Source organism: Streptococcus sp. 1001283B150225_161107_H12 (assembly GCF_015552665.1).
GTDB lineage: Bacteria > Bacillota > Bacilli > Lactobacillales > Streptococcaceae > Streptococcus.
In genome coordinates this window covers 218,681-245,072 of record NZ_JADNFC010000002.1, presented here as the reverse complement: position 1 = coordinate 245,072, position 26,392 = coordinate 218,681, and the positions used below count along the sequence as shown (strand labels likewise).

Annotated in this window: 24 protein-coding genes; 20 read left to right on the top strand and 4 right to left on the bottom strand. The window is 45.5% G+C overall.

Annotation, left to right across the window (positions count from 1 at the left end; genetic code table 11):
- The first annotated feature begins 127 nt into the window (after positions 1-127).
- From I2C87_RS04530 to I2C87_RS04500, 7 genes are all read left to right on the top strand, one after another.
- Entirely contained in the window at positions 128-1,411 is a 1,284-nt protein-coding gene (locus I2C87_RS04530) for a PTS transporter subunit EIIC (protein ID WP_195324170.1), read from the top strand.
- Positions 1,398-2,258, top strand: coding sequence for an alpha/beta hydrolase (locus I2C87_RS04525; RefSeq protein ID WP_195324092.1), 861 nt, complete (start codon positions 1,398-1,400; stop codon positions 2,256-2,258). Before I2C87_RS04530 ends, I2C87_RS04525 begins: the two co-directional genes overlap by 14 nt.
- Positions 2,259-2,426: 168 nt before the next feature.
- Complete coding sequence (locus I2C87_RS04520; protein ID WP_195324091.1) at positions 2,427-2,876, top strand: MarR family winged helix-turn-helix transcriptional regulator; 450 nt, start codon at positions 2,427-2,429, stop codon at positions 2,874-2,876.
- 18 nt (positions 2,877-2,894) lie between these two features.
- Positions 2,895-3,749 (top strand): SDR family oxidoreductase, encoded by an 855-nt coding sequence (locus I2C87_RS04515; RefSeq protein ID WP_195324090.1) that lies wholly within the window; start codon positions 2,895-2,897, stop codon positions 3,747-3,749.
- Positions 3,742-4,470, top strand: coding sequence for an ABC transporter ATP-binding protein (locus I2C87_RS04510; protein ID WP_195324089.1), 729 nt, complete (start codon positions 3,742-3,744; stop codon positions 4,468-4,470). The genes I2C87_RS04515 and I2C87_RS04510 overlap by 8 nt, the downstream gene beginning before the upstream one ends.
- Positions 4,463-5,983 carry an ABC transporter permease/substrate-binding protein gene (locus I2C87_RS04505; protein WP_195324088.1) on the top strand — a complete coding sequence of 507 codons (1,521 nt, stop codon included), beginning with the start codon at positions 4,463-4,465 and terminating at the stop codon, positions 5,981-5,983. Before I2C87_RS04510 ends, I2C87_RS04505 begins: the two co-directional genes overlap by 8 nt.
- Positions 5,984-6,208: 225 nt before the next feature.
- On the top strand, positions 6,209-7,147 hold the full coding sequence (locus tag I2C87_RS04500; protein WP_195324087.1) for an AEC family transporter: 939 nt from the start codon (positions 6,209-6,211) through the stop codon (positions 7,145-7,147).
- 48 nt (positions 7,148-7,195) lie between these two features.
- Here the strand turns inward: I2C87_RS04500 and I2C87_RS04495 are convergent, their stop codons facing one another.
- Both I2C87_RS04495 and I2C87_RS04490 read right to left on the bottom strand, forming a co-directional pair.
- Positions 7,196-7,528, bottom strand: coding sequence for a glucuronide permease (locus tag I2C87_RS04495; protein ID WP_195324086.1), 333 nt, complete (start codon positions 7,526-7,528; stop codon positions 7,196-7,198).
- Between the two features lie 12 nt (positions 7,529-7,540).
- The gene (locus I2C87_RS04490) at positions 7,541-8,104 is read right to left on the bottom strand and encodes a TetR/AcrR family transcriptional regulator (RefSeq protein ID WP_195324085.1); all 564 of its coding nucleotides are present in this window, start codon (positions 8,102-8,104) and stop codon (positions 7,541-7,543) included.
- Positions 8,105-8,240: 136 nt separating this feature from the next.
- Between I2C87_RS04490 and I2C87_RS04485 the strand changes: the two genes are divergently transcribed.
- The 6 genes from I2C87_RS04485 (at position 8,241) to I2C87_RS04460 (ending at position 14,583) form a co-directional block, all read left to right on the top strand.
- Positions 8,241-9,143, top strand: a complete 903-nt coding sequence (locus I2C87_RS04485) for a cation diffusion facilitator family transporter (RefSeq protein ID WP_195324084.1) — start codon at positions 8,241-8,243, stop codon at positions 9,141-9,143.
- 112 nt (positions 9,144-9,255) lie between these two features.
- Positions 9,256-10,350 carry a ferrochelatase gene (gene hemH, locus I2C87_RS04480; protein WP_195324083.1) on the top strand — a complete coding sequence of 365 codons (1,095 nt, stop codon included), beginning with the start codon at positions 9,256-9,258 and terminating at the stop codon, positions 10,348-10,350.
- 89 nt (positions 10,351-10,439) lie between these two features.
- The gene (locus I2C87_RS04475; RefSeq protein ID WP_195324082.1) at positions 10,440-11,477 is read left to right on the top strand and encodes a zinc-binding dehydrogenase; all 1,038 of its coding nucleotides are present in this window, start codon (positions 10,440-10,442) and stop codon (positions 11,475-11,477) included.
- A 243-nt stretch (positions 11,478-11,720) separates the two neighbouring features.
- On the top strand, positions 11,721-12,485 hold the full coding sequence (locus I2C87_RS04470) for a nucleoside phosphorylase (RefSeq protein WP_195324081.1): 765 nt from the start codon (positions 11,721-11,723) through the stop codon (positions 12,483-12,485).
- A gap of 31 nt (positions 12,486-12,516) precedes the next feature.
- Positions 12,517-13,899: a TrkH family potassium uptake protein gene (locus tag I2C87_RS04465; RefSeq protein WP_195324080.1), complete on the top strand. Its 1,383-nt coding sequence runs from the start codon at positions 12,517-12,519 to the stop codon at positions 13,897-13,899.
- 9 nt (positions 13,900-13,908) lie between these two features.
- The gene (locus I2C87_RS04460) at positions 13,909-14,583 is read left to right on the top strand and encodes a potassium channel family protein (RefSeq protein WP_048717318.1); all 675 of its coding nucleotides are present in this window, start codon (positions 13,909-13,911) and stop codon (positions 14,581-14,583) included.
- Here I2C87_RS04460 and I2C87_RS10200 read toward each other — a convergent pair.
- Positions 14,495-14,683, bottom strand: coding sequence for a hypothetical protein (locus tag I2C87_RS10200; RefSeq protein WP_239681785.1), 189 nt, complete (start codon positions 14,681-14,683; stop codon positions 14,495-14,497). The two genes, I2C87_RS04460 and I2C87_RS10200, sit on opposite strands and share 89 nt — an antisense overlap.
- A 239-nt stretch (positions 14,684-14,922) precedes the next feature.
- On the opposite strand from I2C87_RS10200, the gene I2C87_RS04455 reads away from it, so the two are divergent.
- The 4 genes from I2C87_RS04455 to I2C87_RS04440 all read left to right on the top strand — a co-directional run bounded on the left by I2C87_RS04455 (position 14,923) and on the right by I2C87_RS04440 (position 23,083).
- Positions 14,923-15,687, top strand: a complete 765-nt coding sequence (locus I2C87_RS04455) for a CPBP family intramembrane glutamic endopeptidase (RefSeq protein ID WP_195324079.1) — start codon at positions 14,923-14,925, stop codon at positions 15,685-15,687.
- Positions 15,688-15,822: 135 nt separating this feature from the next.
- Positions 15,823-19,101 (top strand): ATP-dependent nuclease subunit B, encoded by a 3,279-nt coding sequence (rexB, locus tag I2C87_RS04450; RefSeq protein ID WP_195324078.1) that lies wholly within the window; start codon positions 15,823-15,825, stop codon positions 19,099-19,101.
- Positions 19,098-22,781 (top strand): helicase-exonuclease AddAB subunit AddA, encoded by a 3,684-nt coding sequence (addA, locus tag I2C87_RS04445; protein ID WP_195324077.1) that lies wholly within the window; start codon positions 19,098-19,100, stop codon positions 22,779-22,781. Before rexB ends, addA begins: the two co-directional genes overlap by 4 nt.
- Entirely contained in the window at positions 22,778-23,083 is a 306-nt protein-coding gene (locus I2C87_RS04440; RefSeq protein ID WP_048717326.1) for a DUF4298 domain-containing protein, read from the top strand. Before addA ends, I2C87_RS04440 begins: the two co-directional genes overlap by 4 nt.
- A 318-nt stretch (positions 23,084-23,401) precedes the next feature.
- Here I2C87_RS04440 and I2C87_RS04435 read toward each other — a convergent pair whose 3' ends face one another.
- The gene (locus tag I2C87_RS04435) at positions 23,402-23,572 is read right to left on the bottom strand and encodes a DUF3042 family protein (protein ID WP_003002781.1); all 171 of its coding nucleotides are present in this window, start codon (positions 23,570-23,572) and stop codon (positions 23,402-23,404) included.
- An 83-nt stretch (positions 23,573-23,655) separates the two neighbouring features.
- Between I2C87_RS04435 and miaA the strand changes: the two genes are divergently transcribed.
- From miaA to I2C87_RS04420, 3 genes are read left to right on the top strand one after another with little or no spacing between them, the layout of a single operon-like run.
- Positions 23,656-24,546, top strand: a complete 891-nt coding sequence (gene miaA, locus I2C87_RS04430) for a tRNA (adenosine(37)-N6)-dimethylallyltransferase MiaA (RefSeq protein ID WP_048717327.1) — start codon at positions 23,656-23,658, stop codon at positions 24,544-24,546.
- Positions 24,533-25,783, top strand: a complete 1,251-nt coding sequence (gene hflX / locus I2C87_RS04425) for a GTPase HflX (RefSeq protein ID WP_129822156.1) — start codon at positions 24,533-24,535, stop codon at positions 25,781-25,783. The genes miaA and hflX overlap by 14 nt, the downstream gene beginning before the upstream one ends.
- A complete protein-coding gene (locus I2C87_RS04420) occupies positions 25,767-26,387 on the top strand; it encodes a cystathionine beta-lyase (protein WP_416385291.1) in 621 nt (206 codons plus the stop codon). Before hflX ends, I2C87_RS04420 begins: the two co-directional genes overlap by 17 nt.
- Positions 26,388-26,392: the final 5 nt, after the last annotated feature.

The following is a 26,392-nucleotide window of genomic DNA, read 5'->3' as shown; positions in this document are numbered from 1 at the left end:
CTCGATATAAGAAGTCTAGGTAAACCTGAGAAGGGTAAGGATATGCTATAATGAAGAAAACAGTAGGGTGTGCACGAGTAATGTCACCTAACGGGTCAATAAGGATAGTAGGAGCAAGAATGATAAAATATTGGTGCAAAAATTTCTCAGGTTTCGAGAGCGTGGATTTGTACAAATCACCCAGAAGACCTTGCTATCTCTCTTTCCATTTTTACTTTTCTCAGCAATTGTTCGCGTGATTTCCCAGTCCTTCTTTTCAGATAGAGGCTATATAAATATGCTCTTTTCTGTTTCGGACTGGTTCCCAAGGTTTCAGCTCACGGGTCAAGTCTTGTCCAATCTTTCTAATTTTACAAGTGGTTTGGCTGGACCTTTAGCAACCTATTTTGCAGGGAAATATACTGCTGGACATTATGGGAGAAGTACAGGGACGGCTGGTGTGACAGCTCTTATGGTCAGTTTTCTTGTTAGCTCACAGGGATTATTGATGAGTCCTCTTCGGGAAGGGCAACTATCTCACATCAATCTACCTGCGACAACCAATATTTTCTTAGCGATTTTTTTAGGTTACCTAATTGGCCAGATTTTTCGTCTTTCCAAAGCCAGTGACGACCAAATCGTCAATAAAGACTTTATTTATCAACCCAAGACTGTACGCCCGATTTTCTTGTCTCTGCTCTTAGGTGTCAGTCTAAATGGTCTCTTAGTCCTGGGCAATCAGTACCGTGTCTTTCAGACCATCGGTCAGTTTTTTAGTTCACTGACCGTGACCAGTCATCACCTCCTATCCACCTTTGTCATGGGACTCTTGAATAGCTTATCGGCTTGGGTAGGAAACAGTCAGGTTTTTTCCTTGAACTCGATTGCGGATGATAGTTTTGCCTTGGAAAATCTGACTTATGCCGTCACCAATCATACGACGACTGGCATTCCTCATCTCTACACCTTGACCAATTTGTACCGCAGTTATGGCATGGTGGCAGGAGTTGGTGCAGTCCTGGCACTTTTAGTTGCGATCTTACTGGTTTCACGAAGTCAAAAGGACAAGAAAGTTAGTTTCCTTAGTATCTTTCCAAGCCTCTTTAACAATGGCGCTCCTTTTATGGTAGGAATCCCAGTCCTCCTCAACCTGCTATATGTGATTCCCTTCTTATTGATCCCCTTGGTCAATATGGGAATGGCAGCTCTGGCTTTGTGCTTCAAACTGATGCCAGCAGCTGTCTATCCAGTGCCAGATGGGACACCAAGCATCCTTTATGCTTTTATTGGGACGGGAGGAAGCCTAAGAGCTTTAGCTGTGAGTCTCCTCTGCTTTGCCCTTGACGTGGCCCTTTATATTCCCTTTGTCCGTGTGGGCAACCAAGTTCGGAAAGATTTGCTAGAAGAAGGAGGAAGCCATGAAAATCTCTAAAAAAACAGCGCTGGTCTTCACCTTGGTCTGCCTTTTCTTGATTGGCTTGGCCGTGCCTTCTTATAGCTGGACTCGAACCAATGTTTCAAAAATCGAGAAATTTTATAATTCAAAATTGTCTCCCATCATCATGATCCCGGGAAGTTCCGCGACGGAAAATCGCTTTGATGGCTTGGTGACTAAGCTCAATCAAGACCGACAAGGAACCAAACACAGCCTGCTCAAGGTCAAGGTCTGGAATGATGGTACCATTACTTATAGTGGGAGTATCGATGCCAAGGACAATGAACCGATTATCGTCATTGGTTTTGAAAACAACAAGGATGGCTACAGCAATATTAAAAAGCAAGCTAAGATGGTCAACCAAGCCTTTGAAGCCTTGCAAGAAAAATACAACTTCAATAACTTTAAGGGACTGGCCCACTCCAATGGAGGCTTGATTTATACTGCCTTTATTGAAAATTATCTAGGGGAATATGATGTGGATCTCAAGACCCTCATGACCATTGGGACTCCTTATAATTTTACCGAGACCAACATCAAAAACAAATCAGAGATGTTGGCAGATTTTATCAAGAACAGAGAAGCTATCCCGACAACTCTCCATATGTATTCAGTAGCAGGGACCATTACCTATGACTCAGATGAGTTGGTTCCGGATGCTAGTGTATCGGCTGGTAAGTATATCTATCAAAATCAAGCAGCTAGTTATACAGAGATTACGGTGACAGGAGAGGATGCGCAACACTCAGACCTTCCGACCAATGATGAAGTGGTCGCCTTGATCAAGCAACACATTGAAAGTCAGGATCATCAAAATCGGTGGGAGCAGAAGAATCCGAATTAAATCGACTCCAGTCTATGGAAGTAGGATCATCAATCATCATCGAGAGTTTGGTCTTGGCCAAACTTTTTTTTAAAAAAAATAATATTTCGATATCGAAATAGTTGACAGATGTAATTTAGAGTGTTACAATTTATCAAAAAGTTCGATATAGAAGAATAAGGAGACGAAATGAATAAGGTGTTAGGGGGCTATCAAGCTCTACAGATTCGATTGTTAAATGGGCGTATCTTTCAAAAACTCTTGAGCAAGGAACCAGATGCTCAATACCGAAGTGAACAGGGGAAAATTTTAACGATTTTGTGGAAGCAAGAGTTGGGGTGCGCTACTGCGACCGATATCGCTCTTGCAACGGGTCTAGCAAATAATACATTGACCAGTATGGTTAAGAAATTGGAAGAACAAGGCTTGGTCACGATTCAACCTTGTACGCAGGATAAAAGGAAAAAATATATCTCTTTGACAGACCTCGGTTGGGCGCAAAAAGAAATTGGAGACCGCGTTAGTAAAGAGTTGGGTGAAATTTTCTACCAAGGTTTTTCAGATCAAGAAATCCGAGAATTTGAAGCCTATCAAGAGCGTATAATCTCAAATCTAAAAGCTAAAGAGAATGACATCTAGGGAAAGGAAGTAACAGTTATGATTGGAATAACAGGTGTAACAGGAAAATTAGGTTCTTATGTGGCTAATCTTGTCGATAAGAAAGGAATGGTTTCCGTACACTTAGCACGAAGTCCAGAGCGTGCAAAAGTCTACGCGTCTGCAGAAATCCGTAGAATGTCGTATACAAATACTCCAAAAGTGGTTGAGGCCTTAAAGGGGATCGATACCTTGTTGATGGTATCTGCTCGGGAAAATCCAGAGCGTGTCAAGGAGCACAAGGAGTTTTTAGATGCTGCAAAACTAGCAGGGGTGCAGCATATTGTTTATACCTCTTTTTATGGGGCAGATGAGAGGGCAACGTTCACTTTGTCTCGAGATCATGCCCAGACGGAAGCCTATATCAAGGAGTTAGGGTTCACCTATACTTTTTTGAGAGATAATTTTTACTTGGACTTCTTGATTGATATTGCACTTGAAAATGGAGAAATTCGTGGTCCGGCTGGCAGTGGCCTGGTATCAGCTGTTGCCCGTAAGGACACATCTAGGGTTGCAGCAGAGATTCTTTTAAATCCTAAGGAGTGGGAAAATCAAACCTTGAATCTGACAGGGCCAGAGGATCTTTCCATGGAAGAAATCGTAGCGCTTCTCTCAAAGGAGACTGGTAAGGACATCACGTATATAGATGAATCGGTAGAAGAAGCTTATGAGTCACGAAAAAAGTGGCCAGCACAAACTTGGGAGTACGATGCTTGGGTCAGTACTTATACAGCGATTAAAGTTGGCGAACAGGCTGGAGTTTCAACAGATATCGAAAAAGTCCTAGGGCATCCAGCAAGTAGCCTATTGGATATTCTTAGAGATAGAAAACTTATTGAGGAAGAACATGATTGAATACAAACATGTAGCCTTGCGCTACACGGATAAAAACATTTTAAAAGATGTCAATCTCCGCATTGAAAATGGAGAATTTATGGTGCTAGTGGGTCCTTCAGGATCTGGAAAGACTACCATGCTCAAGATGGTCAATCGTCTCTTGGAGCCAACTGATGGTAATATCTATATGGATGGGAAGCGCATCAAGGACTATGCTGAACGGGAGCTACGTCTCAGTACAGGCTATGTCCTTCAAGCCATTGCCCTATTTCCTAACTTGACAGTTGCTGAAAATATTGCTCTCATTCCTGAGATGAAGGGCTGGACTAAAGAACAAATCGCCTCTAAAACAGAAGAACTCTTGGCCAAGGTGGGGCTCCCTGCTTCAGAGTATGCAAATCGCATGGCTAGTGAATTATCGGGTGGGGAGCAACAGCGGATTGGCATTGTGCGGGCCATCATTGGGGAACCAAAAATTTTATTGATGGATGAGCCTTTCTCTGCTCTCGATGCCATTTCCCGCAAGCAGCTACAAGCTCTGACCAAAAAATTGCACAAAGAGTTTGGTATGACCACCATCTTCGTGACGCATGACACAGACGAGGCTTTGAAATTAGGCGACCGAATTGCAGTGTTGCAAGAAGGAGAGATTGTGCAGGTGGCGGATTCTAAAGCCATCCTAGCCCAGCCAGCCAACGACTTTGTCGCAGATTTATTTGGAGGTGCTCACCATGTCTAAACTACTTGCAACCTTTCAAGAACGCTTTGGGGACTGGCTCACTGCACTGGGTCAACATTTGCAACTGTCATTACTAACCTTGCTCCTTGCGATTTTTCTAGCTGTTCCATTAGCTATTTATTTAAGTACACGCAAGAGAGCCAGCAACTGGGTCTTACAGGTAGCTGGGATCTTCCAGACCATTCCTTCCATGGCTCTTCTCGGCCTCTTCATTCCCATTATGGGCATTGGGACGCTTCCGGCCTTGACAGCTCTCGTCATCTATGCCATTTTCCCCATCCTTCAAAATACCATCACTGGTTTACAAGGGATTGATCCAAGCCTTGAAGAAGCAGGGGTTGCCTTTGGGATGACCAAGTGGGAGCGCTTGAAGAAGTTCGAGATTCCCTTGGCTATGCCTGTTATCATGTCTGGAATTCGGACAGCAGCTGTGATGATTATCGGGACGGCTACTCTAGCTGCCTTGATTGGAGCTGGGGGTCTCGGTTCCTTTATCCTTCTAGGGATTGACCGCAATAATGCCAGTCTGATTTTGATCGGTGCCCTGTCTTCTGCCTTCTTAGCCATCGCTTTTAACCTTCTTCTCAAATGGATGGAAAAGGCTAAATTGCGGACCATCTTTGCGGCCTTTGCTGTCATGGTCCTTGGATTAGGAGCTTCTTATACGCCAAGTCTTCTTCCAAAACCGAAGAAAGAAAACCTGGTCATTGCTGGGAAGTTAGGACCAGAACCCGAAATTCTAGCTAATATGTATAAGATCTTGATCGAGGAAAATACGGATATGACAGTGACCGTCAAGCCGAATTTTGGTAAGACCACCTTCCTCTACGAAGCTCTGAAAAAAGGAGATATCGCAATTTATCCAGAGTTTACAGGGACCGTGACCGAAAGTCTCCTCAAGCCGGCGCCACAAGTCGGTCATGATCCAGGAGCAGTCTATCAAGCAGCACGAGATGGGATCAAACGACAAGACGACCTGGCCTTGCTCAAACCCATGGCTTATCAGAATACCTATGCTGTCGCAGTGCCTAGGAAGATTGCCCAGGAGTATGGACTTAAGACCATTTCAGATTTGAAAAAGGTGGAAGGGCAACTCAAGGCAGGCTTTACCTTGGAGTTTAACGACCGAGAAGATGGAAACAAGGGCCTGCAGAAGGTCTATGGTCTTAATCTACAAGTCTCCACCATGGAACCAGCCCTTCGCTACCAAGCTATCCAGTCTGGCGATATCCAGATAACAGATGCCTACTCAACAGATGCCGAGCTGGCTCGCTATGACCTGGTGGTCCTTGAAGATGACAAGCAACTCTTCCCACCTTATCAAGGGGCGCCCCTCATGAAAGAAGCCCTTCTTAAGAAACACCCTGAATTAGAAGGCATTCTGAATAAGTTGGCTGGTAAAATCACAGAGAAACAGATGAGCCAGATGAATTACCAAGTCGGAGTAGAAGGCAAGTCAGCTAATCAAGTAGCGCGTGACTTTTTGGTGAAAGAAGGGGTTATCAAAAAATAATGCGATTTTTAAATAGAAAAAAGTCACTTTATTTAAGTTACTTATTAAGGATTTCCCAATGAGTCGGAATTATTTAGTTGTTAAAGGTTAGTAAGAAGAAGTAGAACGGATGATCAACAGACTACTAGAGGTGGGCATTTTGCCCCACCTCTTTTTGTGATATACTAGAATAGTTTTTGAGACTTGTAGAAAAACTGTCATTTCAAAAAAGTAAGAGGAGAGAACATGGACATCTTTTTGAGGAGCATATCAGGGCTCCTCGTTATCCTGGGCATGATTTTAGTGGGCTTTGTCATAGGTGAAAAAGGCTGGTTTGATGACAAGTCACGTGGCTTGATCGCAAAATTAGTTACTCAAATCGCTCTGCCCTGCTATATGCTTTATACCATTACACAGCGTTTTACAGCGGCTGACCTCCTAAAAATGTTGCCAGCATTGCGGTTTCCTGCCCTGTCTATGGTCGTTTTGCTTGGAATAGCGACAGCAGTAGCCAGGATCTTTGCAGTGAGACAGGACCGCCGTGGCCTCTTTATTTCCATGTTCTTTAACTCCAATACGATTTTTGTGGGGCTCCCCATTAACCAAGCCCTTTTCGGGGATGCCAGTATTCCCTACGTTCTGATCTATTACATGTGTAATACGACCTTTTTCTGGACTTTGGGGACCTACTTGATCCAGCGAGATGGTGAGGGAGAAGCTCAGTTTGATCTCAAAACGAGTGTAAAAAAAGTCTTTTCACCTCCTCTGATGGGCTTCATCTTAGGACTAGTCATGGTGATGCTGCAGATAAAGCTCCCTGCATTTCTAGCCAGTGATTTGCAGTATCTGGGCAATTTAACAACCCCCTTATCCATGATTTTCATCGGTTTGTCGGTATCTCATGTAGGCGTGAAGCAGTTGGTGCTTGGAAAAGATCAGCTATTAATTTTATTAGGGCGCTTCCTGGTTGCTCCACTCCTAATGGCGACCATTGTTTACTGGGCACCTCTTCCAAGCTTGATGAAGCAAGTCTTTATCATCCAGTCCGCTATGCCAGTGATGACCAATGCCCCGGTCGTTGCTAGGCTCTACGGAGCTGATAGTGATTACGCAGCGGTCATGGTGACAGAGACGACCCTTGCAACCATGGTGGTGATCCCTATTCTCATGCTGTTGATGGCTTAACAAATAGCAAATACAAAAGCTCAAGTTTTTTAAAAACTTGAGCTTTTCTTATAACAAGGCTAACAAGATGGTAAGGACCAGAGCGATACCTACTCGAATAACATGATGAACTGGTTTGAAGTTTTCTTTGTGCTTGCCATTCCAATAGGCCCCGTAGCAAATCAAACCACAGCCAATCATCCAAAGGAATAAAGCAACAATCGGCAAAAAGAAGTAGAGGATAAGAGAAAAGGTCGCAAGGCAACTTCCAATGAACAGAAGCTGATTTCCTAGAGTATTCTTGCCCTTTCTTAATTCTGAAAGGCTAGCCAATAAATGAAGGAGGGGAAAGGCAAGGGCTAAGAAGGCTGTAAAAATACCAAGAAGAATAAGGAGGTTCATAAGATTTCCTTTCTAGCTAGAAAAATAATGTTTATCTTGTTTAGCTGTCATTTCCATGACATCTAAATAAAAGCTGACAACTTCTTTCTCGTTATAAGCTTTCCCTTTTCTCAACCACCAGGTCAAGGTTTCGATGAAGTTAGTAACAACAAAGTGCTTGAGGTAAGAAGTTGGAATCCTAGGATGAGCTGTTTTTAAATCATCTGCCACCATAGGATAGACATGGGCTTCTAATTCCTTATGAAGTTGACGGAGAAAATAATCATTTTTGGAGAGAAGGAGGCTGGTCACGTGGTCTTGATTTTCTCGGAAATGGAGAAAGATGTGAGCCAGGTAGTCTTCTGCAGCTAGGTGTGCCTCTCTCTCAAACAAGTGATGGAAGAGGTAGTGGCAGAGTTCGTCAAGTAAGAGTTCCTTGCTTTCATAATGACTGTAAAAGGTAGACCGCCCAACATCTGCCCGATCAATAATATCTTGAACAGTCGTCGCTTGGTAACCTTTACTATTTAACAGTTCTAAGAAGGCTGAATAGATCGCTTTTTTTGTTTTAGCAATCCGCCGGTCAGTTTGACTCATATAGACAATTCGAACAAACTATTCAATAACGTACACAAAGAACGGTTTGCTTCTATCCTTTCTAAGTAGAGTAGGAGATAATACTAGTGAGAGAATCATCTATTCCCATTATATCATATATTAAAGGAGGTCAAAAATGAGTTCAAAATTTGCTGTTTGGCTGGCTTTTGTCTTAAATTTTAGCTTTGCCATCATCGAATTTATCTTTGGCGGTCTCTTTGGCTCCAGTGCAATCTTAGCGGATGCTGTCCATGACTTGGGAGATGCCTTGGCTATTGGTATCTCAGCTTTTCTCGAAAGTATTTCAAATCGGGAGGAGGACATCCATTATACCCTAGGCTACAAGCGCTTTAGCCTCTTGGGGGCCATCCTGACAGCAGTCATCCTCATAACAGGCTCTAGTTTAGTTATTCTAGAGAATATCAGCAAACTTATCGAGCCTCAGCCGGTGGATCATGAGGGGATGCTTTGGTTGGGAGTCATTGCGATTGCCATAAATCTAACAGCCAGTCTCATCGTCCGTAAGGGGCAGACTAAGAATGAATCCATCCTGAGTCTCCATTTCCTTGAGGATACACTAGGTTGGTTGGCAGTGATTGTCGTCGCCATCATCTTGCGCTACACTGATTGGTACTTCCTTGATCCCCTCTTATCTCTTTTGATTTCCGCTTTCATCTTGTCAAAAGCCATTCCACGTTTTTGGAGCACGCTCAAGATTTTCCTTGATGCTGTGCCAGAAGGAGTGGATATACAGAAGATCAAGAGTGATTTGGAGCAGTTGGACCATGTGACTAGTATCAATCAGCTCAATCTCTGGACCATGGATGGCCTGGAAAAAAACGCCATTGTCCATGTTTGTCTAGAGCATGTCAACCACATGGAGGTTTGTAAAGAAGCGATTCGTACCTTGCTCAAAGATTGTGGCTTTCAAAACGTCACCATTGAGGTCGATGAAGACCTAGCAACCCACCGAGCCCATAAACGCAAGATCGAAGAGCTGGAAGCTGATCAAGGTCATGGGCATGATCATCATCATTAAGAATCGTTATGTAAACTCTTAGAGCTCAGAGCTAAGAGTTTTTTTGATACCAAGTCCCCTAAAGTAAGCCTTTTCATGGTAAAATAGAACAAACATGGAACAAGGAGTAGTTATGAGTAGAAGAGCTGTGTTGATGATGACTTTTGGGTCACCAGAAGAGATTACCTATGAAGGAGTAGCGGAATTTTTCACAAATATACGCCGTGGGGTTCGTCCTGAACCACATGAAATTCAGACTTTATATGACAATTACGTCCGAATCGGTGGAACCCCACTCCAAAGGATAACTAGAGAAGAAGTGGACATGGTTGCTACTGCTCTTGGAAATCAAGCGTCGGTTTACTTTGCCAACAAATTTTCCCGCCCTTTCATCACAGATGTGATCAAAGAAATGGAGTTAGATGGAATTAAAGAATGTTTGTGCTTGATTTTAGAGCCTCATTATTCCTACTATTCTGTCATGGGATATGAGAAATTTTTAGAAAGTGAGCAGATTAGGTTCCAAATTATCAAGGACTGGTACCGCGAACCTGACCTACTCCACTATTGGGCCGATGAGATTCGAAATATTTTAGATCAAATTAGAGATGATAGCTTTAAGGTGATTTTTTCAGCCCACAGTGTTCCAGTTTTGGCAATAGATTTCGGTGACCCCTATATCGACCAGATTTATGACAATAGTCGCATGATTGCAGAGATTTTAGGGCTTGAAGAGGATCAGTACACCAATACTTGGCAGAGTGAGAGTGATATAGGTATTCCTTGGATTAAACCAGATGTCTTAGAATATCTGCGAGATGAGAGTGAACATCCGAACCACTATATTTTTGTTCCGATTGCCTTTATTAGTGAGCATATTGAAGTTCTTTTTGATAATGATGTGGAGTGTAAGGAGCTATGTCAGGAGCTCGGAGTGGTTTATCACCGACCTCCTATGCCAAATAGCGATTCACGACTGATTAAAGCCCTTCTGTCAACTATTCAGTCTCATATAGATGGTGACTATAGTGACTATCAACCTCAGCTAGAGACTTTTGATGAGTTGGAAGCTCCTTCAAGTATAGGTCAGATTTTGGAAGCAGAAAAAGATATTCAGATGCCTGATTTCGTCAAAAAATTGATTGCTAAAAAAGGTCGAGAGAATGTCAAGATGCCCTATCTGATTAAGAAAATGCTTGAAAAGAAGTATGGAAAAAAATATGATTAAATGATGGAGTTTGAAAGCAGGAAGTGGGTTAGAGCTCGATAAAAAGTGTATACTATAGGTAAGTAAGCAATAGAAAGTAGGTCGTCCCTATGAAGAAAACAGTCTATACAAAAGCTGGGCAAGTGGGCCTTGTAGAAGTGGAGCGTCCACACATCGAAGTACCAGATGATGTCATTCTCCGCATCGTTCGCACCTGTGTCTGTGGATCTGATCTCTGGAGTTACCGCAATCCAGATATTGAAGCGGGTCATCAAAATAGTGGCCACGAAGCTATTGGGATCGTTGAAGAAATCGGAGAAGCTATTACAACGGTGAAACCGGGAGACTTTGTCATCGCCCCTTTCACTCATGGTTGTGGGGAGTGTGATGCTTGTAGTGCTGGCTATGACGGGACCTGTGACCGCCATATCGGCACCAACTGGTCTGATGGGGTTCAAGCAGAGTACATGCGCTTTGAATACGCCAACTGGGCCCTTGTCAAAATCCCTGGGCAACCATCTGATTATACAGAAGCCATGCTCAAATCCTTCTTGACGCTAGCAGATGTCATGCCGACGGGCTACCATGCAGCGCGTGTGGCTGATGTGAAACGGGGCGACAAAGTGGTTGTCATCGGGGACGGAGCCGTGGGGCAATGCGCTGTGATTGCTGCCAAGATGAGGGGAGCATCGCAAATTGTCCTCATGAGTCGGCATGAGGACCGTCAACAAATGGCTATAGAATTTGGTGCAACAGCGGTCGTAGCGGAGCGTGGGGAAGAAGGGATTGCCAAGGTTCGTGAAATCCTTGGTGGAGGAGCAGATGCCGCTCTTGAATGTGTCGGTACCGCGGCAGCTGTCGACCAAGCCCTTGGGGTTCTTCACAATGGAGGGCGCTTAGGTTTTGTCGGTGTGCCTCACTACAAGAACCGTGCTCTTGGTTCTACCTTTGCGCAAAATATTTCCGTGGCAGGAGGAGCAGCCTCTGTCACCACCTATGACAAACAGTTCTTGCTCAAGGCTGTTCTTGATGGCGACATCAATCCAGGACGCGTCTTTACCCATAGCTATAGCTTGGACGAGATTAATCAAGCTTACAAAGACATGGATGAACGCAAGACCATTAAGGCTATGATTGTGATTGACTAACGAAAAAATTCTAGTAGAAATTCTACTAGATTTTTTTGTAGTGAAATCAATTCTTATTTCAAATTCGACATCACTTGTTTCTTGGTGAAGGTGCGCTCTTGTTTGTTGGATAGTGCCTTGAAGTGAATATCACCTTTTTCATTTTGAACTGACTCATAAGCGAAATCGCCATTCTTGCAATCTCTTCTTGACACCGGCTAGATGGACTTATATAATGTTACAAACAAAGTTTGGAGGTAGCTGATGATCCATAAACATGAAATTCCTATTTTAGAGTTTGATGACAACCCACAGGCAGTTATTATGCCGACTCATGAAGGGTTAGACCTGCATTTGCCTGAAAAATGCGTTTATGCTTTCTTAGGGGATGAGATTGACCGCTTTGCCAAAGTTGGTGGAGCCAAACAAGTAGCTAGCTTTGTCTCAGCTACCAAGACCTATCCGGTTTATGTCATGGAGCACCAAGGAGAGGAAATCTGCTTGGTGCAAGCGCCAGTTGGATCTGCAGCTGCTGCCCAATTCATGGATTGGTTGATTGGCTATGGGGTGAGGAAAATCATTTCTTCAGGAAGCTGTGGCGTCTTGGTGGACATGGAAGAAAATGCCTTTTTAATCCCAACAAAAGCCTTGCGAGATGAGGGAGCTAGTTACCATTATGTGGCGCCATCTCGTTATATAGAAGTGGATCGTCGCGCACTGACTGCCATTGAAAGGGTCCTAAAACAAGAGTCCATTCCCTATCAAGAAGTGATGACCTGGTCGACGGACGGCTTTTATAGAGAAACGCCTGACAAGGTGGCTTATCGCATTGAAGAAGGGTGTAGTGTTGTGGAGATGGAGTGCGCCTCATTGGCAGCAGTAGCCCAGCTTCGTGATGCGGTTTGGGGCTTGCTCCTATTTACCGCAGATTCCCTTGCAGACCTGGAAAATTATGACCAGCGTGACTGGGGATCTGAAGCATTCGATAAAGCCTTAGAATTGTGCCTAGAAATGGTTCTTCACTTGTAAGTCTATTCTCTTTTTATGGTACAATGAAGCTATGTTAGTCAAATTATTATTTAAACAATGGCAGTCCAAGATGAAAAGTCTGTCTCCAGCAAGGAGGATCTTTTTCAGCTTTTTCTTGGTTATCTTAATTGGCTCCCTCTTATTGAGTCTGCCTTTTGTCCAGCAAGCAAGCTCAAAAGCAGGCTATGTCGACCACCTTTTTACAGCGGTCTCCATGGTCTGTGTGACAGGGCTCTTTACCCAGTCAGTAGCCTCGACCTACAATGCTTGGGGGCAGTTGATCTGTATGCTCTTGATTCAGATCGGTGGCCTGGGGATCTTGACCTTTATCGGTCTCTTCTTTATGGAAAGTCGTCAAAAGCTCAGCTACAAGGACCGACAGACCATTCGGGACAGCTTTAGCTTTAGCAATAACCAGAGCTTGGCCCGTTTTGTCCGTTCTATTTTCATTACCACCTTTACCATCGAAGGACTGGGGGCCTTGCTCCTCATGATTCGCTTCATTCCTCGCTTTGGTTGGGGCCATGGAATCTTTAACTCTATCTTTGTCGCGGTTTCCGCTTTCTGTAATGCGGGCTTTGATAATTTTGGAGGCGATAGTATGATGAGCTTCCAGACCGATTGGTTGGTCAATCTGACCTTGTCTGCCCTTATTATTACTGGGGGCTTGGGCTTCATGGTCTGGTTTGACCTAGCCACCAAGGCCCGCAATCAATCAGGACGGCGAACTCTTCGCTTCCATACCAAGGTGGTTCTCTGGTTAACAGCTGCGATCCTTCTCTTTGGGACCGTAACCAGTCTCTTGACTGAGTTTGATAATCCGGCGACCATTGGGTCCCTCCCCTTAGGAGAGAAAATTTTAGTCAGCTTTTTCCAAACCGTCAGCATGCGGACAGCTGGTTTTGCATCCTTAGATTATACAGCAGTCCGGCCAGTGACGCTCTTCGTCTATCTCTTGCAGATGTTTTTAGGTGGAGCACCAGGCGGGACAGCAGGGGGGATGAAGATCACCACCTTCCTAGTCCTCTTGCTCCTGGCTCGGAAGGAACTATTGGGGCTACCACATACCAATTTAGGAAAACGTACGATTTCACCAGACATTGTTCAACGTTCCTTTGGGACGGCGGTGATTTTCCAGTTGACCTTCTTAGTGGGACTATTAGGAATCTGTTTGGTGACGCCGGATGGCCAACGCTTTATTTATTTGGTCTTTGAGGTGGTATCCGCTCTAGCGACAGTTGGAGTGACCGCCAATGTAACCTCAACCTTAAATGGAGCGGGACTAGCCATTATCATGGTCCTCATGTTTATCGGACGGATTGGTCCCTTAACCCTCATGGTTAGCTTGAACAATTACCAAGCCGAGAAAGCAGATACCTTGCAGTATGCCAAGGCAGACATCATTATCGGATAGGAGAAACTTATGGCAAATCGAACCATTGGAATTCTGGGACTAGGAATTTTTGGACAGAGTGTCCTGAAAACTCTGCAGGACCAGGATGTGGATATTATTGCAATTGATGATCACGAAGATGTGATTAATCAGTATGAATCCATGATTACAACTGGAATTGTTGGAGATATTACGGAGTTGGACCTCTTGGATGCAGCAGATATTGGGAACTGTGATACGGTCGTTATCGCGACGGGAGAAAACCTGGAGTCCAGTGTACTGGCTGTCATGCACTGTAAGGCACTTGGCGTCGAAAACGTCATTGCCAAGGTCAAAAATGAAGTGACCAAGGAAGTCCTTGAGAAGATTGGGGCTGATTTGGTCATCCTACCAGAGGTAGAAGCGGGGATGTCCCTAGCTAAGATGATCCTTTTCCAACACGGGATTGAAGTCTTCCAGTTGGATGAAGCAGTGCTGGTGGTCGAGTTTACAGTTCCAGCTAGCTGGGTAGGAAAAAGCATCCGAGACTTGGAAATCAGAGACCAATATCAACTCAATATTATTGGCTATCGAGATGCGGAAGACCAGCCTTTGCGAAGTCAGATCAGTCCCGACTTTATCTGGCCAGAAGGCGTGCGCGTGATGGCAGTGACCGATAATCAGTATCTGGATAGAATCCAGGCCCTCTTAGAGGAATCGAACTAAGAGAGAGTGGGACAGAAATCGGTAACTCGTTAGAATTCGATTTCGTCGTCTCACCTCCGCACAGCTTCAACAGTCTGGGAGACTGTTGAAGGTTGCAGATAAAGGAAACTTTGTTTCCCTCATTAGGTCATATTTGGAGCTTAAAAAGCGAACAAAGATACCAAGCAACCACTGCGTCTTGCTCGACAATCCAAAGACAATTGAGAGGCTGGGACAAAAGTCCTAGCCTCTTTACTAATAGCATTTTATTACTAACTAAGAATTAAAGTTTCTTTAAGCATATTCTACTATAGTAGAACTATCAAAAACACTTCCATCATGGGAATAGAAGGATGAATGATGAACATTCTTAAATTTATACGACCTGAAAAGCCATTAAAAGAGCTCAAATGGTATGATATCGCTATTGTGACTGCGATCATGTTTGGGCAGTTTATTGTCTGGTCTACAGAACTCTTCCTTGCCAGTCTTCAACCAGTTGCGCAAACCGTTAGCACAGCCACGGAGACAGCTACCAATACAGCAACGGATGGGGCAGCCTACTCCAGTAACTTTACTTTACAGATTATCTTATTAGCTCTTGCCTTGGCTTACTTGCTGCTCAGGAATTTCGATTTTAAACAGCTTCCAATTCGATTTAAATGGTCCGTCCTCTTTTGGGTACCTTTGATCTTTGCCATTGTTGGTCTGTTTGGGGATATCGTGACAACGGTGAGTGGAGAGTACGATTACTTCAATATCAATCTCCTCCCTTATATCGATCCCATGCAGATTATTCACAAGTTCTTAGCGCTTAGTCCCATGGAGATTGCTTATGCCTTGCTGAATGGTTTCTACGAAGAGTTCTTCTTCTTGGGAGTCATGACATCTGTTAATGACAAGTACAAGTGGTGGGCACTGGCTTATTCGATCTTAATTCGGATTTCCTTCCATACCTACCAAGGTTTGCTTTGGGCAGTGGTCATTGGAGTTATCTATGGACTCTTCTACTATGTTCTCTACAAGAAGGTGATCAAAAACCTTTTGCCATTCTTCCTCATGCATGCTTTGGCCGATATGTTTGGCTCTAGCATACTCTATCTTTTAATCAATTGGGGAAGTTAAAAAAATAGTTGAAAAACTGGACGTTTTGTCCGGTTTTTTTATCTGCTTTGAATCTCTTGAATGATGGGAAAATCCCTGTAGAAAAGGCGCAAAGATGGTATAATAGAACTATCATTTTACAGGAATCAAAACATTATGAAATTAGTCTATACAGATATTCGAACCCCTTTAACCCAGGTCTTGGTGGATGAGGCCAATCGCTTGGTTGAAGAAGGGAAGCGGGTCTTTTATATCGCGCCCAACTCTCTATCTTTTGAGAAGGAGCGCAAAGTCTTGCAACTCATAGACGAGGAGGCTTCTTTTGCCATCACCATTACGCGCTTTGCTCAGATGGCACGCTATTTTACACTTAATGAAAACCACCAGCAACAAGCGCTAGATGATATCGGTCTTGGCATGCTCTTTTTTAAGGTGCTTTCTCAGATGCCGGATGAAGAGCTCAAGGTTTATGCACGTCTTAAGAAGGATCCCCAGTTTATCCAACAATTGATCCAGCTCTTTCATGAGTTGCAGACAGCCCAGATGACAGCATCCGACTTGGATGCCTTGCCAGATCAGGAAAAGAGAGAAGACTTGGTCCATATCTTGAAGGCTGTCCAAGACCAGTTAGTTTCAGGCGCCTTTGAGTCTGAGTCTAAGCTGGCTAGTTTTGCCTCTCACCTTATCAAGGGAGATTTGGATGAGGAGTTAAAGGATTTGGCCTTGGTGATTGATGGCTTTACCCGTTTCTCAGCTGAGGAGGACTACCTAGTTCATTTGCTGCATGACAAGGGCGTCGAGATCATTATCGGGGCTTATGCCAGTGAGAAAGCCTATCGCTCGAGCTTTCGTGAGGGGAATCTCTACCAGGCCAGTGTCGATTTCTTGCTAGACTTGGCTAGGACCTACCAGGTCACACCAAGCTACGTCGGTCAAGGAAAAGAGGATGCCTTTAGCCGTATGACGCGGATCTTGGAAGCTCGCTATGACTTTACAGAGGTCGATGTAGAGCTGTCTGATCAAGATCGAGAAGCCGTAGAGATTTGGACTTGTAATCATCAAAAGGAAGAGCTAGAAGCCGTTGCCCGCTCCATTCGCCAGCGCCTCTATGAGGGCGCACGGTACAAAGACATTCGGGTCCTCTTGGGAGATGTGGATGCTTATCAGCTCCAGCTCAAGACCATCTTTGACCAGTACCAGATTCCTTTCTATCTCGGAAAGAGCGAATCTATGGCCCAGCATCCCCTGGTCCAATGGGTGGAATCCTTGGACCGTCTTCGTCGCTATCGGTTTTTGACCGAGGATGTGGTCAATCTCTTGAAGACGGGGCTCTATGGGACGCTGACACGAGAGGATATCGACCATTTCGAACAATATGTTCGCTTTGCAGAGATTAAGGGTCTGGCTGCCTTTTCTCGTGACTTTACAGCCAACCACCAGGACAAATTTGACCTAGAGCGTCTCAATCAGATTCGCCAGCAAGTGATCAGTCCTCTGCAGGAATTTTATAAGACTAAGAGTCAGACCAGCCAGGGACTGCTGAAGAAGTTTGCCCAGTTTTTCCAGGAGGGTCAGTTGGCTCAAAATATGCAACAGTTGGCCGGTCGTGGTTCAGAGCAGGAGATGGAACGCTATGATCAAGTCTGGAAGTCCTTTAGCCATGTACTAGAGCAATTTGCCCAAGTTTTTGAACAGATGAAGGTGACTTTGGATGATTTCCTAAGCATCCTCTTATCAGGGATGTTGTTGGCAAGTTATCGGACGGTTCCAGCGACTGTCGATGTGGTGACAGTTCAGTCTTATGATTTGATCGAACCTCTATCAGCTCCTTATGTCTATGCCATTGGTTTGACCCAGGAGCGCTTCCCTAAGATTGCCAAGGACCAATCCTTGCTGACGGATGAGGAGCGCCAGGTCTTGAACCAAGCTTCAGACGAACAGGCCAATCTCCAAATTGCCAGTCAGGACAACTTACGGAAGAATCGCTTCGTCGCCCTGTCCCTCTTCAATGCAGCCACCAAACAGTTGGTCTTGTCCAGTCCTATTTTAGTCAACGAGGTGGATGACAAGATGTCCCCTTACTTGCTCGAGCTGACCAAGGCCCCCCTCAATTTATCTGTCATTTCGAAGAAGGCAACAGCCTCTAGTCAAGACATGGGTTCTTACCAGGCTCTCTTAGCTCGATTGATTGAATTGCACCAGGGAGAAATTGACCAGGAGTTGAGCAAGGAAGAAGCGACCTTCTGGGCGGTTGCTATTCGTGTCCTTCGGAAGAAATTAGCGTCAGAAGACTTGCACATCCCACAAATTAGCCAAAACTTGACGACCAAGGTCCTAGAAGATGAGACCCTTGAAGCCCTTTATCCTAAAGGTCAGGCTCTGTCTTTATCTGCTTCAGCTCTCAACACTTACTACCAAAACCAATATAGCTATTATCTCCACTATGTCTTGGGCTTGCAAGAGGAGTGGCACTTGCGACCAGATGCGAGAAGCCATGGGAATTTCTTGCACCGAATTTTTGAACGGGTGCTAAAAGATCCTTCAGAAGGAGATTTTGATGAGCGCTTGAACAAGGCCATTCGCGAAACCAGCCAGGAGACAGAGTTTGCCCTCCTTTATCAGGAGAATGCCATGGCTGCTTTTTCAAAAGAATTGCTTCTGGATACCGCTCGGGCAACGGGACGTGTCCTCGCTCACAATGATCGCATTGAAACCATTGGAGAAGAAGCTCTCTTCGGCCAGGCAGATCGTCCCTTCTTAACCCTAGAAGATGGTCGTCCGCTCTTGGTCAAGGGCAAGGTCGATCGGATTGACCGGCTGTCTGATACAGGAGCTTTGGGAGTGGTGGACTACAAGTCCAGTGAGACCAAGTTTAATTTTGAGAAGTTCTTTAACGGTCTCAACTCCCAATTGCCAACCTATCTGTCCGCTATCAAAGACTTTCAGGACTTTGATCCTGACAAGGGGATTTTTGGAGCCATGTACTTGCAGATGACGGATCCTTTGGTGCTTCTCAAGGATACCAAGGCGGTCGATGATGCTGTCCAAGCCGTTCTAAAAACCCAGCAATACAAGGGTCTATTCTTGGCAGATCAGGCTAGCCAACTTGACGAGAACTATGAGAAAAACAAGGCCATGCTCCTGAGTCAAGAGGAGCTAGACCTGCTCTTGCTCTACAATGCCCATCTCTATCAAGAAGCAGCAGAGGGCATCTTGTCGGGTAACTTTGCGATTAACCCTTATACTGAAAATGGACGAAGCATTGCTCCCTATGTAGAACAGTACAAATCGATTACTGGATTTGAAGCCAATCTTCATCTAGGACAAGCCCGCTTCTTGGAAAAATTGGATCCAAGTCAGTACGAGAAACGCCCGGTCGGTGACAAGCTCCGCCAGGCCTGGATAGAAAAAATGAGGGAGGAATTGAATCAATGAAACCAATTGAATTTTTAAGTCCTAAGCAGATTCAAGACCTCCAAGTCCAGGAGGCCCAGTCTGACAAGGAACAAAAACGGACCCCTGAGCAGATAGAAGCCATCTATTCATCAGGGACAAATATTCTAGTCTCAGCTTCGGCTGGATCTGGAAAGACCTTCGTCATGGTTCAACGGATCCTGGATCAATTGCATCGGGGGATTTCCATCCAGCAATTGTTCATCTCAACCTTTACTGTCAAAGCAGCAACCGAGCTTAAGGAACGGTTAGAAAAAGAGTTGGAGAAAAGTCTCAAGGCTAGCCAGGATGAGGAGCTCAAGCACCACTTGGCCCAACAAATTGCAGAATTACCAACTAGTGATATCGGAACCATGGATGCCTTCACGCAGCGCCTGGTTTCCAAATATGGCTATTTATTAGGCCTCTCGCCGACCTTCCGCATCCTCCAAAGCGCGAGCGAGCAGTACTTGCTCAAGAATGACTGTTTTGAACAAGCCTTTGAGCGCTTTTATGAGGAGCAAGGGACCGACCGCCTCTTTAGTTGCTTGGTCAAGAACTTTACAGGAAAGGGCAAGTCGCTAGCTGGTTTTAAGGACCAGGTTTATGCCTTGGTAGACTTCCTCCAATCCACTGCGGATCCCCAAGCCTGGCTAGAGGGGTCTTTCCTCAAAGGCTATCAAGATCTGGACTATGATGAAGCCTTGGACCAGTTGGCCCAAGAGGTAAAAGAGCAGCTCTTTGAACTGGAATCTTTCTTTACCTTCCACCTGGCTAATGAAGGCCAAGCCTTTTCAGGGGCCAAGTACCAAGAAAATGTCACCGCTATTCAAGACTTAATCGCTAGTCTCAATGAGAAATCGAGCCAGGAAGCCATCTTTGAGGTCTTGGAGCGGGTGGTCTTGATCTCCCGTGCCAGCGGAGGACGAAGCCTGACCATCACGACACGAAAAGAAGACCTGAAAGAGCTAGCTACGGCCTTCAATGACGAACGCAAAGAACGCATCGAAGCCTTGCGGGCAGCAGCTTCCCAGCACTACCAGCTAACCTATCAGATTCGCTTCAAGGATGAACCCTTACCTTTGCTGGTCTTGCTCAGGGACTTTGTCCAAGCTTTCTCCACCGCTTATTTGGAGCGCAAGAAGCAGGAAAATGCCTTTGAGTTTGGCGACATCAGCCATTTTGCTATCCAGATCCTTGAAGAATTCCCTCATATCCGCAGTCTCTATCAGGAGCGCTACCACGAGGTCATGGTCGATGAGTACCAGGATACCAACCACACCCAAGAGCGGATGTTGGAGCTCTTGTCTAATGGCCACAACCGCTTCATGGTGGGAGATATCAAACAGTCTATCTACCGTTTCCGTCAGGCGGATCCTCAGATTTTTAATGATAAGTTTAAGGCCTACCAAGAAGAAGGGGCTGATGGTAAGTTGATCCTGCTCAAGGAGAATTTCCGAAGCCACGTAGAGGTCTTAGAAGCGACCAATCATGTCTTTGAACGCCTCATGGATGAGGAAGTTGGGGAGATTCTCTATGACCAGAGCCACCGCTTGATTGCGGGCAATCCGGATAAGAAAGAGCCGACACCCGCCTATGAAACTGAGTTCCTGCTTTACGATGGCAGTCAGGATGTGGCTGAAGCAGCTGAAGACGAGGAGCAAGAAGGGGATAGCCTATCCTCAGGTGAAGTCCTTTTGGTCATCAAGGAGATCATCCGCCTCCACAACGAAGAAGGGGTTTCCTTTAAGGATATCACACTCTTGACGGCGTCTCGGACTCGCAACGACAAGGTGCTTTCAGCCTTTGAAGCCTATCAGATTCCTATCGTTGCAGATGGAGGAGAGGAAAACTACCTCCAGTCCGTTGAAGTCATGGTCCTTTTGGACACCCTCCGGACCATTAACAATCCCTTGCAGGACTATCCCTTGGTGGCCCTCATGAAATCAGCCATGTTTGAGTTTGATGAGGACCAGTTGGCTCGCTTAGCCTTACAGGGAGTTGAAGGAAAGAAGGCAGAGAATCTCTATGAGAAACTGCAACACGCCTTAGACCAGACAGGGAGTGCTCCTCATTTGATCAATTCCAGCTTGAGAGAGAAGCTCACCCGCTTTATGGAGACACTGGATGCCTGGCGTGACTATGCGCAGACGCATTCCCTTTACGATCTGCTTTGGAGGATTTACCAGGATCGCCACTATTATGATTATGTAGGTGCCTTACCAAACGGAGCTCAACGGCAGGCCAATCTCTATGCCTTGACCCTTCGGGCAAATGACTTTGAAAGCTCTAGTTTCAAAGGTTTGCCACGCTTTATCTCCATGATTGATAAGATTTTGGAAAACCAACACGACTTGGCCAATGTCGCCCAAGCAGTTCCTAAGGATGCTGTCCAACTCATGACCATCCATAAGAGCAAGGGACTTGAGTTTCCTTATGTCTTTATCCTCAATACTGACAAAAAGTTTGTCGGCAAGGAACTATCTACCAATGCTGTCATTAGTCGGAAAAATGGGGTCGGGATCAAGTATGTTGCGAATCTCCCCATCGAGTCTGATCAAGAGGGACTTCCCGAGTCGGTACGCTTGGTCATTGAGACCCTGCCTTACCAGCGGAATGTCGAGGAAATTCGTTTAGCAGCCTTGTCGGAGCAGATGCGCCTCCTCTATGTCGCTATGACCCGGGCAGAGCGCAAGCTCTATCTGGTAGGCAAGGGCCGGCAGGATAAGTTAGAAGAGAAAAAATGGGGAGCCAGTGTCAATGGACGCTTGAGTCCAGCCCTTCGTAAGGAGATCAATTGTTTCCAAGACTGGCTCTATGCCATCCAGGCAGTCTTTGCCCAGCAACACTTGTCCTATCAGACCCGCTTTGTGACCGACCAAGACTTGACGCCGGAGCAAATCGGTCACTTGGAGTTGAAGTCTTCTCTCCCAGTTGATGACCTCAAGGACAACCGCCAATCAGATGAGATCCGCCGAGCCTTAGATGTCTTAGAATCAGTGGACCGGCTCAACACCCAGTACCAAGCAGCCATCCAACTTCCGAGTGTGCGGACTCCGAGCCAAATTAAGAAATTCTATGAACCTATCCAAGATACCGAAGGAGTGGACTTCATGGAAAAAGCGGATCTTGCCTTACCAAGCTTTGACTTTCCAACCTTTGGCAAGGAAGAAGCTGTGACAGGAGCAGCAGTCGGTAGTGCCCTGCACGAATTGATGCAACGGATCCCATTGACGACGGTTCCAACCATGGAGAGCCTAGCAATGGTCCTCCAAGAAGTCAATGCCAGTCCGGCTGTCAAGAAGCGGATCGACCTCAAGAAGGTTTTGGCCTTCTTCCAGACCGACTTGGGCCAACTCTTGCTAAAAGAGTCCGACAAGGTCCATCGTGAAGCGCCCTTTGCCATGCTCAAGACAGATCCAGCTAGTGGCCAGGACTTTGTGGTCCGGGGGATCTTAGACGGCTACCTACTGTTGGAAGATCGGATTCTTCTCTTTGACTACAAGACAGACCGTTACCGGAACCCTCAAGAATTGCTGGATCGCTACCAAGCCCAACTGGAACTCTACGCAGAAGCCCTCCGCCGCTCATATGCTGTGGACCAGGTTGAATCCTATTTGATTTTACTGGGTGGCGAGCAGTTGCAAGTCGTTTCTCTAGCAGATAGAAAGGACAACTCATGACTCCAATTGAACGAATCCAAGAGATGGAAGGCCATCTCAACACCTACCAAGGTTTAATCGAAGAGCTCGAAGCATGTTTGAAACGGGTAGAAGCTGGCCAGTCTAGCTATATCGCCCTTCGTGATTACTACACTAGCCAGGTCTACATGGACGATGTCGAATTGTCCAACCAGCCAGACTTCCCTGAAGAGGTCTACTGTGGAGTCTTATCGGAAGATGCCGTCTACGATTTGTTGGACGAGCACTACCAAAAGGCGGTAGAGATGCTAGACCTTGCCACCAAGATGTTGAAAGAACGATAAGAACACAAAAAAACTCCGGTTTTCCGGAGTTTTTAGATTAAAGATAAATTCTTCTGAAAAACTTTCCTTAGGTGAGTACGGACGTCAGCGAACTTCTACGAAGTTCCATGACTTAGTTTTGGACCTAAGGTTCCAAACCTCCCGTGTGCTAGAAACAATCGTGTTTCTAGCACTTTTCTCACAGCGGAAAGTTTTTGACTTGCTTAAAATCTTAAATAATAAATAACTTTTTTGAAAAAATTATCTAGCTAGTAATGTAAAAATAGTTTGTCTACATTCACAAAAAAAACTCCGGTTTCCCGGAGTTTTTTCTTTTGATTAGTGTGATACACGACGACGTGCTGCTTTTTTGCGGTTTTCTTCGATGAAAGCTGCTTTTTGTTCTTCAGGCTCGATTACTTTTTTCTTGAATGTGTAAACTGCACCTGCTACAGCAGCAACTGTACCAGCAACACCAGTAACAAAACCTTTACCAAATCCTTTAGCCATGAGAATTTCTCCTTTTTAGAACTTTAAATTTTTATGTTATAATATATGGTAACGAAAAAATGCGATTTTTGCAAGGAAAAACGATGAAAAACAAGATAATTGTGATAGTGGGACCGACCGCTGTTGGGAAAACAGCCCTCGCTATCGAGGTGGCCCAGCGCTTTCAGGGGGAGGTCATCAGCGGAGATAGCCAGCAGGTCTACCGCACCCTAGATATTGGAACGGCCAAGGCTAGTCCAGAAGAGCAGGCAGCAGCTCCCCATCATCTGATCGATGTCCGCGAGGTGACAGATACTTACTCAGCCTACGATTTTGTGACAGAAGCCAGCCAAGCCATCGAGGAGATTCAAGAACGAGGCCACCTTCCTATTATTGCTGGAGGGACAGGCCTCTATGTCCAGAGTCTCTTAGAAGGCTATCACCTAGGAGGGGATGTTGCCCACGAGGACATTCTAGCCTATCGGGAGTCCTTGTCCCCTCTCACTGATGAAGAACTGTTTGATCGAGTAGCAAAAGAGGGAATTGAAATTCCGCAGATCAATCGTAGACGAGCAATGCGGGCCTTGGAAATCTCCCATTTCGGTCAGGACTTGGAAAATCAAGCTCCAGCCTATGAACCCTATATCATTTGTCTAGACGATGATCGCCAAGCCTTGTATGACCGCATCAATCGACGGGTGGATCTCATGGTTGAGCAGGGCTTGTTAGAAGAAGCCCAGTGGCTCTATGACAACCATCCTGAGGTTCAGGCTGCGAAAGGGATTGGCTACAAGGAGCTCTTTCCTTATTTCAAGGGGGGGCAAAGTTTAGAAGAGGCTCTTGAACAGCTCAAGCAAAATACGCGCCGTTTTGCCAAGCGCCAGTTGACTTGGTTTCGCAATCGGATGACAGTTCATTTTTACCAGATTGGAGAAGAAGGCTTCAAGGAGCGGGTTCTTCAAAATATAGAAAGATTTTTAGATGATAGAAACTGAGAAAAAACAGGAGCGGGTCCTCATTGTTGGTGTCGAGCTCCAAGGTATGGAGAACTTTGACATGTCCATGGAGGAGTTGGCCAGTCTAGCCAAGACAGCCGGAGCAGAAGTCGTAGGGATCTACACCCAAAAGAGAGAAAAGTACGATAGCAAGACTTTTGTCGGCTCTGGAAAGCTAGAAGAGATTGCCCAAATGGTCGATGCAGATGAGGTTTCGACAGTTGTCGTTAACAACCGTTTGACCCCTCGCCAGAATGTGAATTTAGAAGAAATCTTAGGTGTAAAGGTCATCGACCGGATGCAGTTGATTTTGGATATCTTTGCCATGCGGGCACGAAGCCACGAAGGTAAGCTCCAGGTTCATCTGGCCCAGCTCAAGTACCTCTTGCCCCGTCTCGTGGGTCAAGGGATCATGCTCAGCCGTCAGGCCGGGGGGATTGGTTCCCGTGGACCGGGAGAAAGTCAGCTGGAGTTGAACCGCCGGAGTGTCCGCAATCAAATCACCGATATCGAGCGTCAACTCAAGGTGGTCGAGAAGAACCGTGAAGTGGTACGGGAAAAACGCCTAGAATCCCCCATCTTTAAGATTGGCTTGATTGGCTATACCAATGCCGGCAAATCAACCATTATGAATGCCTTGACCAGTAAGACCCAATACGAGGCAGATGAACTCTTTGCGACCTTGGATGCGACCACCAAGAGTATTCATCTAACAGGCAATCTACAAGTAACTCTGACAGATACAGTCGGCTTTATTCAGGACTTACCGACAGAGTTGGTGACCAGTTTTAAGTCGACCCTGGAAGAAAGCAAGAATGTGGATCTCTTGGTCCATGTCATCGATGCCTCTGATCCCAACCATGAAGAGCATGAAAAGACAGTTCTTCAGATTATGAAGGATTTGGAGATGCTGGAGATTCCACGCTTAACTCTCTACAATAAAGCTGATAAAGTCGCGGACTTTACTCCGACTCAGACACCTTATCGCCTGGTTTCGGCCAAGGATCCCGATAGTCGGACTAAACTGCATGACATTCTACTTGAAAAGATGCAGGAGCTCTTCCATCCCTTTACGATTCAGGTTCCTTTTGATCAAGCCTACCGCATCCATGAATTGGAGACCATTGCCATATTGGCTGAGCGTTCCTATGAGGAAACTGGTGAGGTCATAACAGGCTACATCGCCCCTAAAAATGCATGGAGACTAGAGGAGTTTTATCATCATGGATTATCTTAATATCGCCCTCAGCTATGGAGGCTATACCAGTCTCGACAAGGTCTATTTGGAGCGGATCTTAGAGGGATTGACAGAAGAGCAAAAGCTCCAGTTTATCACGCCACCGCCCAGTGTGATCAATGCCTACTTCGCTGAGCTTTACCAAAAGAAGAGCCCCGAAGCAGCAACTGACTACTTTGAACAAGTCACTGAAGCCTTTGACCTCTATCAGACCAGTCCCAGCTTCGAGGAGGACAAACCCTTTGTCCGTCTCAATCTGTCTGGCAAGGCCTATGGCTTTTGCTATAGAGAAAAGGGATTGGCTCAAGTCTTTGCCCAGCAAGCAAAAGCCATCAGTATGGACCTCTTGTTTGAGATTGCGCAAATCTTCCCTCACTATCTGGTCTATGAAGAGGAAGGCTTAATCTTGATGCGTCCGGTGAACGATCAAGAGGTGGTGGAGACCAAGGAATTATCAGCTTTGTCTCAATTTGAAGAGTTAGCAGATGGCAGCATCCGCCTGACTGGCTACAACCAGGACGAATTGGCTCAATTAGCTAGGGCCTACCCAGGAAAAATCGCCGTTCGATCAAAAAATCGGACTGCTATGATCTATATTAGTTAGAAAGA